Genomic DNA, 13,524 nt, shown 5'->3' on the forward strand with positions numbered 1-13,524 from the left:
TCTACTTAAAAATATTTAAACTACCTTTGCAAAATATAATTCCTTCAAAATGAAGGAATTTTTGTTGTAATTATAAAAACAATTCATTTGAATTTTACAGATTTAAACTTAATAGAGCCTATTGCCAAAGCAATTCAGGAACAAGGATATACCAACCCTACCCCAATTCAGGAAAAATCGATTCCGGAAATTACGAAAGGAAGAGATTTCCTTGGATGCGCACAGACAGGAACAGGAAAAACGGCAGCCTTTGCCATTCCTATCCTTCAGAATCTCACTCAGAATAAATTTCCGAACAAACATATTAAAGCCTTAATCTTAACGCCGACAAGAGAGCTGGCAATTCAGATTGAGGAAAACATTAAAGCTTACGGGAAATATTTACCATTAAAACATCTCGTTATTTTTGGAGGAGTAAAGCAGGGAAACCAGGAAATTGCATTAAAAAAAGGCGTTGACATCCTTGTGGCGACACCGGGAAGATTACTGGATTTTATTTCTCAGGGAATCATCAGCCTTAAAAATCTTGAGATCTTTGTACTGGACGAAGCCGACAGGATGCTAGATATGGGCTTTGTGCACGATGTAAAGAGAATCATTAAATTATTGCCGCAAAAAAGACAGACGTTATTTTTCTCGGCGACCATGCCGGCAGAAATCCAGAAACTTGCAGATTCTATTCTTAATAATCCTGTAAAGGTGGAGGTAACGCCTGTTTCATCAACGGCGGATACAATAAAGCAATCGGTTTATTTTGTGGAAAAAGAGAATAAACTGAATCTTTTAACGCATATTTTAAAGAATGATATTTCGGATTCTGTGCTTGTTTTTTCCAGAACGAAGCATGGGGCTGACAAGATTGCCAGAAAACTTCAGAAAGACCACATTACGACAGAAGCCATTCATGGGAATAAATCGCAGAATGCACGTCAGAATGCTTTAAACAACTTCAAATCCGGCAAAACCAGAGTGTTGGTGGCCACAGATATTGCCGCGCGGGGAATTGATATTGATGAGCTTAAATATGTCATTAATTTTGAGCTTTCCGACGTTTCGGAAACCTACGTTCACAGGATCGGAAGAACAGGAAGAGCCGGCGCCGAGGGAACCTCAATTTCATTCGTAGACGGATTGGATTTGCTCAACCTGAAAAGTACTGAAAAGCTGATCGGTAAAAAGATTCCTGTCATTAAGGATCATCCTTTTCATACTGATGATCTTGTGGTTCAGAAAAGGGATTCCAACAACAAGCCCGTGGCACCAGGTGGAGAAAGGCCAAAATCTTCAAGACCTAACAATCCCAGGCCAAACAACAACAAAAAGAAGCCTGATGGTGCATCTGCCAATGTCGGCTTCAAAAAGCCTAAGAACAAGAATTTTACAAGAAAGAAATAATAAAAAAGCCTTCCGATTTGGAAGGCTTTTTACGTTTTTGGCTAAAGCCCATCTGATATTTCCGATTAAAAAAACGGGCTGAAGCCCGTTCCTATTAATATTTAAATAATTTCTTTGCATTCTCAGTCGTAACCCTGTCAATCTCCGAAAAATCAGTTTTATAAATGTCCACCAGCTTTCCGGCGACTAAATCAAGATAAGAACTTTCGTTTCGTTTTCCCCGGTACGGAACAGGAGCTAAATAAGGAGAATCGGTTTCCAGGACGATTTTATCCAATGGAATTTCGCTCAGGAACTGATCGATTTTACCATTTTTAAAGGTTACTACTCCACCGATTCCTAAAATAAAATTCAGATCTATGGCATGCTTTGCCTGCTCCAGATTTCCTGAAAAACAGTGAAATATTCCTCTCAGTTTTGGATGTTGTTTTCTTTCAAGCACTTCAAAAGTCTCGTCAAAACTTTCTCTTGTATGAATCACAATCGGAAGGTCTTTTTCAATGGCCCAGTCGATCTGCTGCTCGAAAGCTTTCACCTGGATATCGAGTGTTGTTTTATCCCAATACAAATCTATCCCGATTTCCCCGATTGCCGGAAACTCTCTTTTATCAAGATAATTCTTTACAATTTCAAGTTCTTTTTCCCAGGTCTCAGGCTTTACATAACAAGGATGCAAGCCCATCATAGAGAAAATTTGGTTTGGATATTCAGCTTCCAGCTGAAGCATTTTTTCATGTGACTCTGAATCGATAGCGGGAAGATAAAATTCGGTAACCCCTTTATCAATCGCCCTTTGAATCACTTCTTTCCTGTCTTCATCAAATTCTTCTGCGTATAAATGTGTATGTGTATCAATCATTTTCTTTACAATTTTAATAAATCTTCGTAAGGGTTTTCAAGTTTAAGTAACATTCCGAAAGCAGGTTCTGTTTTTATTCCCTGCTTTTTCAGCGCTATGATCTGCTGTTTGAAACTCTCTCCTTTTTCCTGTAATATTCTGTATTCTGCAAGCATGTGCCGATAGGCGTTCTGTTCTTTTACAGGCTTATTTTGTCCGAAAATTTCAATAGGAAATTCTTCTAACATGAAATTTATGGTAATACAATTTTCACCATCTAAAATTGGATATTCTACTTTAATTTCTGCATCGTGAGGAATCAATTTGCTCTCTATTATATCGTTCAAAAAGTCTTCTTTAAATCTAAGATCAACCTCGCAAATAATATCCAGGTCACTGCCTTCTATATCAATTTCAATAGGAATGGTTCCGGCTAAAACAGGAGAATATCTTTTCAATTTTTCAATGAGATGATGTTTTGAAAGAACCTGACAGGCCCTTTTTTGCCTGTCATTTCCTGATTTCAGATAATCAATCTTGGTAAAATCAATCATTTTGAAAGATTTTATGCTTCACTTTTTGTCGCTGAATTTCAATTTTTTGGTTTAATTTTTCTTTAAACTCAATGTATTTAGGGTCTTTTTCATCTTCTGTCCTGTGCTCCAAGGCTTTATTAATTTTAAAGTTTTCTTTAATAAAATCTTTGGTTTCGTCAGAAAAATAAGCATTACCAAATTTCTCGAAAATATAATTAACCGCCTGACTATTAGGATGAATCATATCTTCTTTATAAAAACGGTAATCTCTGAGATCATCCATTAAAATTTCGTATACAGGAAGATAGTGGCAGTTGTCAAATTGCAGGATCGTTTCATGAACTGCAGTAATCAGTTTTGACTTACTCAGCTGATTTTCAACCATTCCATCTTTTGTATGGCGAACGGGAGAAACGGTGAAAATAATCTGAACATTGTCTTTACAGATATCGTTCAGATTGATTACCGTATTACAAATTGAATCAGTTATTTCCTGATGGCTCAGCAATCTTTTTTCAAAGAATTTCTGCGGAACCTTGTGACAGTTGGCGACAAGCTTTTGCTTAGGAGTAAATTCGTATATAAATGACGTTCCATACGTAACGATCACCCAATCCGTTTCCTGAAGAAAGGAATTTCCCTCCTCAATTTTAGCATTGATTTTTGCTAAGGTCTGGTGGATATACCGTGTATCAAAACCTGTATGGTGATCCAGAGAAATAAATTCATCGTTAAAGGTGATTAATTCCTCTTCATGATAAAATTCCGCATCGTGAAGCCTCTTTACAGAATTAGCGATTGAAAATGGGTTGACAATGGTCCCAAAAGGGTTATTCAATGCCTGAAGCTGCCCCTGATGAAAAAGGTCAGCCATTTCAGAGGCAAAGCATGATCCTATTGAAAATATTTTATCTTCAAGCCCAATCTTCTTTTGCGATTCTTTAATTTCAACTTCTGTTCTGAATTTCATTAACCTCATTTGATAATTTGAAATGAAACAATTTAGAATTCTCAAATTGATACATTTTCAAATCAGTACATTAACTTTCTCTTCTTAATAAATAATTTGCCAATTCGGCAAATGGCTTTTTCTTCTCTTCAGGAATATCAATTTTCTGAAGGTAACTCTGTCCGATTTCATTATGCTTTTCAATTAATCGTAAAGCTTTTTCATCCACTTTTGTTCTTCTGAAAATTTTTTCTACTCCATACACCTTATCGATATTGTCGGTTTTTTTAGAATACCAGTAATCCAATTCTTTTCTTTCTTCCTTGGTGGCGTGTTCTCTTGCCATCAGATAAAGAACTGTTTTTTTATTTTCATAAATATCTCCGGCATGTTTTTTACCGAATTGTGCCTGATCACCGAATACATCGAGATAATCATCCATAATCTGGAAGGCAATTCCGATATGTTTTCCGAAATTAAAAATGGATTTTGCATCTTTGAAATTTGCTTTCGCGATCAGTGCACCTATTTCAAATGATGAAGCGCTCAACACACCTGTTTTATAAGTAATCATTCTGATATAATCATCAAAAGTTACATTTTCCTGAGTTTCAAAATTGATGTCATATTGCTGCCCTTCGCATAAAAGCAAACCTGTATGGGTAAATATTCTGATACAGGCTTTAAAAATTTCAGGCTCCAGATCTTCAAAAAACTTATATGCTTTCAGCATCAGACCGTCTCCGGAAAGAATTCCAACATTGATTCCGTGCAAAGTATGAATCGTAGGTTTATTTCTTCTTAAGGGCGCTTCATCCATAATATCGTCATGGATGAGGGTGAAATTATGGAAAAATTCGATTGCCAAAGCAGGCTTGATTGCTTCTTTTAAATTACCTCCGAACAGGTCACAGGCCATCAGTACCATGATCGGACGAAGACGCTTTCCGCCGTGTGAAATAATGTAATTCATCGGTTCGTACAACTCTGCAGGTTTATCTTTAAAGGTATACTTGGCAATAGCATCCGCAACAATCTGCTGGTATCTGTCTAAAAATTCCATAAAATCTAATAGTTTGAACAAAAATACAATTTTTCGGGGCTCTGTAAAAGTAAAAATCCTCACTGTTTTATAGTGAGGACTTAATTCTAATATTTAATTATTTTAGTTTTAATGTTTCCGGATTTTTACTTCCATGCCGAATTGTTAAAATATAAATCGTATCATTATCCATTTCATAATAAAGAAGATATTTATGGATGATCTTCAGGCTAACATTAGGTATATCAGTTCTTTTTCCTGACTCAGGAAATTCTGAAATTAATTTTAACTGCTCTGAAATTAAGTTATTAAGCTTGATACTAAATACATTAGATTTATTTCTTTCTATCCAATATTTAAGAATCTCAACAAGTTCTTTCTTAGCTTTATTTGTCCAAATTATTTTTTTAGCCATTCTCTAATTTCCTTTTGAACATCAGCATCAGAAGAAACTTCACCATTTTGAATTTCATTTCTAGCTTCAAGAACAGCTTGTTTCTCATCATCACTTGTGATATAGACAGATGATTCTTCCTGAAATTTTATTAATTGTAATAATTCTTTCAGTCTAACTTTGTCCTTTATAGCTGTAATTTGGTTTATTAAATCTATTTTTAATTCTGCGGTACTCATGACTTTTGATTTAATGATCTAAATTAGAAAAAATTTCTTAATTCAATAAACAAAAAACTTTGCCCATATGAGCAAAGTTTATATCATTTATTTAAAAATAATTTAAGATAAAAATGTCACTAAAAGATAGGTAATTCCCGCCACAATTGCCGAAATAGGAATGGTAAGAACCCAAGCCCAAAGCAGGCTTACCGTAATACCCCATCGTACGGCCGATACTCTTTTCGTAAGACCGACCCCAATGATTGATCCTGTAATCGTATGTGTTGTAGAAACAGGAATTCCGAAGTGATCTGTGATGAATAAAGTAATCGCTCCCGCAGTTTCAGCACTTACTCCTTCCAGGGAAGTTACTTTTGTGATTTTAGTACCCATAGTTTTAATGATCTTCCAGCCACCACTCATGGTTCCCAAACCAATGGCGAGGAAAGATACCAAAGGTACCCAAAGATAATGTTCTGCAAAATAATCAAAACGTCCGGCAGCAGGAATACCCAGATAAACAGGATCCTTAAGCATCTCTACGTGATAGTAGATCAATGCTGCACCGATAATACCCATTACCTTCTGAGCATCATTCAGACCATGGCCTAAACTGAAAAGTGCAGAAGATCCAAGCTGTAATCTCTTAAATGATTTATCTGCTTTGTGAGGATTTGATCTTTTATAAAGATGAACAATAATTAAAGTAATGATAATTGAGATCACCATCCCAATGATCGGCGCCATGAAAATAAACAGGAAAATTGGGATTACTTTGTCAAATTTCACAACACTCTGCTGTGTTACCTGACTGAAAGCCTCTTTACAGGTATCCCAAAAACCAAGACCCGGCTGTGCTGCAGCCACATCATGATAATCCATCATGAAAGCATGCATCAGTGCAGCTCCTAAAAATCCTCCGATCAAGGTATGCGATGAAGAGGAAGGGATCCCGAACCACCATGTCAGGAGATTCCATGCGATGGCCGCTACAAGCCCCGAAAAGATTACTTCTAGGGTGATAAAATTTTCATTGACGGTTTTGGCAATCGTGTTACCGATTTTAAATTCGCCAATAATATAGGCAGCGATAAAGAATGCCGCAAAATTCCAGAGTGCCGCCCAAAGTACAGCCTGGAAAGGTGTTAAAACTTTTGTAGAAACAATAGTCGCGATTGAATTGGCCGCATCATGAAAACCATTGATGTAATCGAAAATTAAAGCCAAAACAATAATAACTATAAGTAAAATCGGAAATTCCATTGTTTAATTATAATTATTAATTACGCGTATTTAATCATGATGTTTTCAATCGTGTTGGCAACATCTTCTGCTTTGTCCGTTACGACCTCAAGATAATTAAGTACCGATGAAACTTTGATAATGTTAATGGCATCATTGGTTTCGAACAATTCTACCATTGAGTTGGAAAGAAGATCGTCTGCAATATTCTCAATAGAATTCACTTTAATACAAGCTTCTTTTACCTGCTCCATATTTTTGAACCCTTTTAGGTTTTTCATAGCATTCTGGATTTCAAGACATGCCTTGTGAATCAGCAAAGAGAAATCCGAATATGCTTTCATTTCCGGAGATTTATATAGGAAAATATACTTTGTAGAGGCATAAATGTAATCAGCAATATCATCTAATCCCGTTGCCAGGGTGTGGATATCTTCTCTGTCGAAAGGTGTAATGAAGTTTTTCCCCAGTTCTACAAAAATCTCATGAGTAAGCTCATCATTTTTATGTTCGAAGTCGCTCATTTTTTTCAGCATAGAATCGTCGTTAAGATCGAAATCTTTAATTCCCGTGTTGAATTCCTCAGACATTGCAACGAGGTTTTCAGTTACTTTTTCGAAAAGGACGAAGAAGATTTTATCTTTTGGTTGAAAAGCGTGGAAAATATTACCAATTCCCATTTTTAAGTATTTATAATTCGAGTGCAAATTTCTTAAAAAAGGACCTTACCTGAAACAATACAACATTAAGTTTTGTTAACATTGCATGATGATTTGATTATCAACTAAAAAAACCGGCTCTAAGGCCGGTTTCCAGTATATTTTAAAGAGTTTAGTTTGCTACTTCCGCTCTCATTTCTTTTCCTTTGAATTTCATCGATCCGATGTTGCTCAATACATTGTCTTTGAATGATTTTTCAACTTCGAAGAATGAGAATTTCTCAAGAATTTCAATATCGCCGATTTCTGCTCTTTTTTTGCTTTTTCCTGAAGTCGCTTTATTGATGATATCCAATACATCAAGCTTCTTCAATTGATCTTTTTTACCAAGATTAAAGAAGAATCTTACCATATCTTCATTTTTTCTTCTCGGTTTTCCGCCACGTTCGCTTCTTTCGCCTCTGTCACGATCTCTTCCTCTGTCTCTGTCGCGGTCTCTTCTGTCTCTTCTGGAACCACCGTCATCATCTCTGCTGCTCAGTTTCTGATCCATCAGATCATGTCTGTCTTTGTAATAAAGTGCAAGATCTTTAAGCTGGAACTGAAGTAATTTATGAGCAAGCTCCTCCTTTGTAAATGCTGACAAATCAGGAATCAGAGAGTCATCAAATTCAAAGAAATCTTCGTGGATCTCAAAAAGACTTTCGAAAACACCTCCAACCTGAGCTTTAATAATATCTTCTCCGGTAGGAATTTTACCTTCGTGCATTTCGATTTTCGTCACCGATTTGATCTGTTTCAGCTTTCTGCTTTCTTCAGGTTTGATCAGGGCAATGGAAATACCGTCTTTTCCGGCTCTTCCTGTTCTTCCGCTTCGGTGAACGAATACTTCGGGATCATCAGGAAGAGAATAATGAATAACGTGTGTCAGGGAATTTACATCAAGTCCTCTTGCAGCTACGTCTGTCGCTACCAGGATATCAATATTCTTTAACCTGAATTTTTTCATTACCGTATCTCTCTGTGCCTGAGAAAGATCTCCGTGAAGAGCATCTGCTGCGTATCCATTTTGCATCAGGAAATCAGCAACCTCCTGGGTTTCCATTCTTGTTCTGCAGAAAATAATGGAATATTGATTCGGATTGGAATCAATAAGACGCTTCAAGGCTTCTTTTTTCTGGCGATAACCGATTACATAATATTCATGTTTGATGTTCTTCTTAACCTCGTTAATAGAACCCACTGAAATTCTGTGCGGTTTTGTTAAATAATTTTTAGAGATTCTTTCCACTTCTTTGCTCATTGTGGCAGAGAAAAGAAAAGTCTGCTTGGTTTCAGGCGTTTCACTAAGAATAGTTTCCAGTTCGTCCTTGAAACCCATGGAAAGCATTTCATCGGCTTCATCCAAAACCAACCAGTGGATAGCGGAGAAATCTAATGCTTTTCTGTTGATAAGATCGATAACCCTACCTGGAGTTCCCACGATGATCTGTGGTTTATCCTTAAGAGATCTGATTTGATCCATAATACTGCTTCCACCATAAACGGCTGTCGTTTTGATGTCTTTCATGTATTTGGAGTAGTTTTTAATGTCTTTCGTAATCTGAAGACATAATTCCCGTGTCGGACAAAGCACCAAAAGTTGGATTTTGCGACTCGTATCGTCAATCATATCCAAAATCGGAAGCGAAAATGCTGCTGTTTTGCCTGTCCCTGTCTGCGCAAGTGCGATCAAGTCGCGAATATCTGAAAGAATAAAAGGGATAGTCTGTTTTTGGATTTCTGTCGGGCTCTCGTAACCCAGTTCGCCAATTGCCTTAAGAATGTCAGGACTTAAATTGGTTTCCGTAAATAAATTCATTAAATATTTTAAAATTTTTGCAAAGATACAATTATTATTTGAATTACATTTTAACTATTATTACAGAAACAATAATTTAATATTTAAAACATACAATGCTTTTGTAATTTTCTCAGAAAAACCACGTTATTTTTATTATTAATTTAATAAACAATTCGATCCGCACCACCTTTATATCCGAAGAAAAATGTTTTCCGGCATTGCCTAATTTTAAGTAATTTTGAGTGAAAAATATAAAAATATGTCTGCATCAATTTCACCAAAAGTTTTTGATTTCCTGAAAAATCTGGCTCAAAACAATAACCGCGAATGGTTTACTGAGAATAAAAATCTCTACACAGAAGCTCAGGAAAATATTATCCTGTTTCTTGAAGAGCTTATCAAAGAAATGTCCGGATTTGATGAGCAATTGGTAAAAATTGATGCAAAAAAATCTTTGTTCAGGATTTACCGGGATACGCGGTTTTCAAAAGACAAAACGCCATACAAAACCAATTTCGGCGCTTCACTCGGAATGGGCAAAGGAAGCCAGAAAGGCGGATATTACCTTCACCTGGAACCAGGAAAATCATTTATCGCCGGAGGGATTTACATGCCGGAATCATCTGTTTTAAAAACATTGAGAAAAGAAATTTCACTTTACGGACAGGAATTTATTAAAATTATCAACAATAAAGATTTCAAAAAATATTTTCCTGAATTGGATCAGGATGATAAACTTAAAAAAGTTCCCCAGGGATTTGAAAAGGAGGATCCGATGGCAAAATACCTGAAGCTGAAGAGTTTTATTGTTGTCTACAACCTTACGGACGAAAAAATTTTAGATAAAAATGCTTCTAAAAATCTTGTAAAAATCTTTAAAACGATGAAGCCTCTTAACGATTTTCTTAATGCGCCTTTTTTATAGTTTTAAATCTTGTTTACTGACATTCAGAGGTTTATAATTTACACAATTTAACAATAATTTAACATTTTTATGTATCTTTGTTCTTGTCAAAAGCAAAAAAATGTCTCTATACCAAAGAATTGCTGAAAATCTGCAATATATCAGTCCGGGATTTTACAAGAAAAGATTTTTTAAAAGTTTAAATAATCTCAGTAAAGATAATTTCTCAGCAAGAAATGTAGAACCTGAATTGGTATGGATCAAAGAATTCTTACCCAAAAATGCCGTAATTCTTGATATCGGAGCCAATGTAGGAACATTTCTGTATCAGCTTGAGAATAAGCTGAATCATGAGCAGATCTACGCTTTTGAACCCAATAAAAAATTATACAGAAGGCTAAAAAGGCTTTTTCCTGAAATGCGTGTATTTCCTCTGGCACTTTCGGATGAAAATACAATAGCAGAGTTCAAAGTTCCTGTGATCAACGGAAAAACGGTTGCTTCAAGAGGCACTCTGAATACGGACTATAAAGAAAAAGGTGAAGAAAAAAGCTATACCGAAAAAGTAAAGGTCATAAAGCTTGACGAATGGGCTGCCATAGAAAATTTCAAAAAGCTGGATTTTATTAAAATAGATGTGGAGGGCAATGAAATGAAAACACTTTATGGAGCTAAAGAAGTCATTTGCAAATTTTCACCGGTACTCATGGTGGAAATGGAACAGAGACATCATGAAACACCCATCTGGCAGGAGATTTCAGAAGTTGAATCCTGGGGATTTGATGCAAAATATTTAAACAGAAATACCTTTGTCCTTGAAAAACTGACTGAAGAAATCTTACTCAAAAACATTAGTGACGAAAAAAACAAAAAAGAATACATCAACAATATCATTTTTATACCAAAAAGCCAATAAGAGATGAGTGTAGTAGCAAGGCAAGGGTTTAAATATTCTATTATTGGCTATGTAGGTTTTCTGCTGGGTACGGTTTCTGCGATTTTTATTTTTCCGAATGACCTTGTGTTCTATGGTACACTCAGGTATAGCATGCAGACGGCAGAGATGCTGGTTCCTTTTGTAGTATTCGGCATTTCGTATGCCAATGTAAAATTTTACCATAGTGTGCAGAAAGACGGCAAAAGCCAGAATATGCTTTCGCTTTCACTGCTTACTATTCTGATCAACTTCCTGATTTTTTGTGTCATTTTTTTTATACTGCCTCATATTTATCCTAAATTCATGAAAACCAAGGCCTGGAATTTTAAAGAAATTATTCTTCCTCTTATTTTGGTTTTATCATTCTGTGCCATATTTAATAAATATGTATCAAACTTTAAAAGAATTGTTGTTTCTAATATATTTGATAATCTTTTTCCTAAAATAGCCAATCTTGGCGCTTTTTGTCTTTTTTTTTATTTTGCATTTTCGCAGCAGACTGCCCTGGCATTTTTCTTCGGGATCTTTACTCTGATGCTTTTCGGATACATTTATTACACCAATAAGCTGGAAGAAATTCACCTTGATTTCAGTACAGATTATTTTAAGAAAGACGATCTATGGAAAGACTTTGCGAGTTATAGCTTCTTTGGCTTTTTAGGAACTTTCGGAAATTATCTGGCCATCAACAGCTTTATGATCGGTGAATATATGGGAATGGAGGAAAACGGAATTTATTCTACACTGTATGCATTGGTTTCTTTAATTTCTATTCCGCAATTGGGTTTATTTAATATTTCTGCGCCAATTATCAGCAAAAACCTCGCAGACGGCGATATGGAAGGTTTAGACAAATTCCATAAAAAAACATCTCTGACACTATATTTTCTGGGCGCTGTTTTATTTTCATGTATTATGGTCGGATTTCCTTATCTGACGTATTTTATGCCTAAACACGGGATATTGCTTAGGGAGTACGAGCCGGTAGTCTGGATCTGGGGTTCTGCGGTTTTGATTGATCTGGCTACAGGATTTAACGGTAATATTATTTCGCTTTCTAAATACTATAAATTCAATATTCTGGTCATGCTTCTTCTTGCAGGGCTGACAATCAGTTTAAATTTTTATTTTCTGGAGAATACCGATTTAAAGCTTATCGGAATCGCATTATCTACCGCTATTTCACTGATCACCTATAATGTGGTAAAAATTGTTTTTAATTATATTGTATTTAAAGTTTCCCCACTTACGATCGAGATGATCTTTGTATCCATCATCTGCACGCTGGCAATTACAGTCGCGATTATTTTGCCGAATTTCAACAATAATTTTATCAACCTGATCTACAAACCCGCTGTTGTTTTGTTACTGATTTTTATTGGTAATTATTTTACAAAAGTTTTTCCGATCGAAGATTATCTGAACAAAAATTTTATTAAAAGCATCTTTAAATTCAAGTAGAAATCAGGCTTTTCAGAAGTGTTTCAAGCTTTTCTTTTACTGTTTTTTTATTGTAATCTTTTTGAAAATCGAACTGATTATTTTTAAGCTCTTCAAACAGCATGATCATATCACTTTGATCTGAGATAATAAAACCCAATTTAGACTGGTAATTTTCCGGGAAAACAGCCATCTTTCCGAATTTGATTGCATCACCGATATTTCCGGTCATTTTTGTTTTTCCGTAAATTTCCTTTTGACTGAAAAATTCAGTTTCTTCCTGAATCGGACACCATAAAACATCTGCTTTCTGCATCCAGTTATTGAAGTCCAATTGGGAAACTCTTTCCTTAAAATAAGTGATGTTAATGTATTTTAAAGTTCTTTCAAGATCAATAAGTTGCTTTAATTCATTATTTTTTGCCTTTCCTAAGAAAATGATTTCCATTGGTTTCTTTTGAATATCAGGATTATTCTCAAGTTTTTTTATTACTGAAATTACTCTCTGATAATCTCTTCTTTTTTGAGAAACTCCCCCGGGAATAACAATAGTGAAATTTTTATGATCTTGTTTTGTGTAATCTCTTGTGTAAAAAAGTGGTAAAAATTTAAGACGGTCAGAGCTTAATTCTTCATCAAGAACCAGAAGATTCTTTGCTTTTTGATATACTTTTGAAGAATAAAAAAGTCCTTCTTTCCACCAAAGCTTTAGTCTGTAAACCGTATCTGTTTTGAAGATGTTCTTAAGCAAGCTCCATTTCGAACTCTGTATAAAGTTGATATTGTGAACGATAATAGCTGTATTATATTCTTCAGCAATTGTCCGGAACGTGTTAAAATAACGGTGTACGGTACCGATCACGATGAGATCATAACGTTTTGATTTTAACTGATCCAAAATCATGGAACTTTCCGACAAGAAAATATTTCCTTCTGGATGTCCGATTTCATCAATTATCCTTTTTGAAAAATAATAATCTACATTAAATTCAGCAGAATCCTGCATAATTTCTATGAAATCCTGTGCAACTTCCGCGTGGGTATCTATTTCTATGTAAGCTATACTTTTCAAAATAATTTAAGCCAACTCAATTAATGATTTTATTTAAATGAAATTTCTCCTA

At 35.2% G+C, this 13,524-nt stretch carries 14 protein-coding genes; 4 read left to right on the forward strand and 10 right to left on the reverse strand.

Translation table 11 applies throughout. The annotated features are described in order from the left end of the window. Nucleotides 1-87 precede the first annotated feature (87 nt). A complete protein-coding gene (locus tag BMW64_RS08905; protein ID WP_089999628.1) occupies nucleotides 88-1,395 on the forward strand; it encodes a DEAD/DEAH box helicase in 1,308 nt (435 codons plus the stop codon). Between the two features lie 94 nt (nucleotides 1,396-1,489). On the opposite strand, the gene BMW64_RS08910 is transcribed toward BMW64_RS08905, so the two are convergent. The 9 genes from BMW64_RS08910 to BMW64_RS08950 all read right to left on the reverse strand — a co-directional run bounded on the left by BMW64_RS08910 (nucleotide 1,490) and on the right by BMW64_RS08950 (nucleotide 9,137). After that, entirely contained in the window at nucleotides 1,490-2,254 is a 765-nt protein-coding gene (locus tag BMW64_RS08910) for a TatD family hydrolase (protein WP_089999629.1), read from the reverse strand. Nucleotides 2,255-2,259: 5 nt separating this feature from the next. Continuing rightward, nucleotides 2,260-2,787, reverse strand: coding sequence for a DUF4269 domain-containing protein (locus BMW64_RS08915; protein ID WP_089999630.1), 528 nt, complete (start codon nucleotides 2,785-2,787; stop codon nucleotides 2,260-2,262). Further along, nucleotides 2,780-3,739 carry a GSCFA domain-containing protein gene (locus BMW64_RS08920; RefSeq protein ID WP_089999631.1) on the reverse strand — a complete coding sequence of 320 codons (960 nt, stop codon included), beginning with the start codon at nucleotides 3,737-3,739 and terminating at the stop codon, nucleotides 2,780-2,782. Before BMW64_RS08920 ends, BMW64_RS08915 begins: the two co-directional genes overlap by 8 nt. 70 nt (nucleotides 3,740-3,809) lie before the next feature. Then, complete coding sequence (locus BMW64_RS08925; RefSeq protein WP_089999632.1) at nucleotides 3,810-4,781, reverse strand: polyprenyl synthetase family protein; 972 nt, start codon at nucleotides 4,779-4,781, stop codon at nucleotides 3,810-3,812. A 97-nt stretch (nucleotides 4,782-4,878) separates the two neighbouring features. Then, nucleotides 4,879-5,175, reverse strand: a complete 297-nt coding sequence (locus BMW64_RS08930; RefSeq protein WP_089999633.1) for a type II toxin-antitoxin system RelE/ParE family toxin — start codon at nucleotides 5,173-5,175, stop codon at nucleotides 4,879-4,881. Further along, nucleotides 5,160-5,393: a hypothetical protein gene (locus BMW64_RS08935; protein ID WP_089999634.1), complete on the reverse strand. Its 234-nt coding sequence runs from the start codon at nucleotides 5,391-5,393 to the stop codon at nucleotides 5,160-5,162. The genes BMW64_RS08930 and BMW64_RS08935 overlap by 16 nt, the downstream gene beginning before the upstream one ends. Nucleotides 5,394-5,495: 102 nt before the next feature. Beyond that, nucleotides 5,496-6,638 (reverse strand): inorganic phosphate transporter, encoded by a 1,143-nt coding sequence (locus BMW64_RS08940; protein ID WP_089999635.1) that lies wholly within the window; start codon nucleotides 6,636-6,638, stop codon nucleotides 5,496-5,498. 20 nt (nucleotides 6,639-6,658) lie between these two features. Further along, nucleotides 6,659-7,297 carry a DUF47 domain-containing protein gene (locus tag BMW64_RS08945; protein WP_002981301.1) on the reverse strand — a complete coding sequence of 213 codons (639 nt, stop codon included), beginning with the start codon at nucleotides 7,295-7,297 and terminating at the stop codon, nucleotides 6,659-6,661. A gap of 151 nt (nucleotides 7,298-7,448) precedes the next feature. Further along, nucleotides 7,449-9,137 carry a DEAD/DEAH box helicase gene (locus tag BMW64_RS08950; RefSeq protein ID WP_089999636.1) on the reverse strand — a complete coding sequence of 563 codons (1,689 nt, stop codon included), beginning with the start codon at nucleotides 9,135-9,137 and terminating at the stop codon, nucleotides 7,449-7,451. Between the two features lie 241 nt (nucleotides 9,138-9,378). On the opposite strand from BMW64_RS08950, the gene BMW64_RS08955 reads away from it, so the two are divergent. The 3 genes from BMW64_RS08955 (at nucleotide 9,379) to BMW64_RS08965 (ending at nucleotide 12,421) form a co-directional block, all read left to right on the forward strand. Then, nucleotides 9,379-10,044: a DUF2461 domain-containing protein gene (locus BMW64_RS08955; protein WP_089999637.1), complete on the forward strand. Its 666-nt coding sequence runs from the start codon at nucleotides 9,379-9,381 to the stop codon at nucleotides 10,042-10,044. A 100-nt stretch (nucleotides 10,045-10,144) separates the two neighbouring features. Then, nucleotides 10,145-10,939, forward strand: coding sequence for an FkbM family methyltransferase (locus BMW64_RS08960; protein ID WP_089999638.1), 795 nt, complete (start codon nucleotides 10,145-10,147; stop codon nucleotides 10,937-10,939). Between the two features lie 3 nt (nucleotides 10,940-10,942). Next, a complete protein-coding gene (locus BMW64_RS08965; protein WP_089999639.1) occupies nucleotides 10,943-12,421 on the forward strand; it encodes a lipopolysaccharide biosynthesis protein in 1,479 nt (492 codons plus the stop codon). Here BMW64_RS08965 and BMW64_RS08970 read toward each other — a convergent pair. Continuing rightward, nucleotides 12,414-13,472: a hypothetical protein gene (locus tag BMW64_RS08970; protein WP_089999640.1), complete on the reverse strand. Its 1,059-nt coding sequence runs from the start codon at nucleotides 13,470-13,472 to the stop codon at nucleotides 12,414-12,416. The genes BMW64_RS08965 and BMW64_RS08970 overlap by 8 nt on opposite strands. Nucleotides 13,473-13,524: the final 52 nt, after the last annotated feature.

Origin of the sequence: Chryseobacterium taichungense, assembly GCF_900109935.1 — a bacterium.
Classification (GTDB): domain Bacteria; phylum Bacteroidota; class Bacteroidia; order Flavobacteriales; family Weeksellaceae; genus Chryseobacterium; species Chryseobacterium taichungense.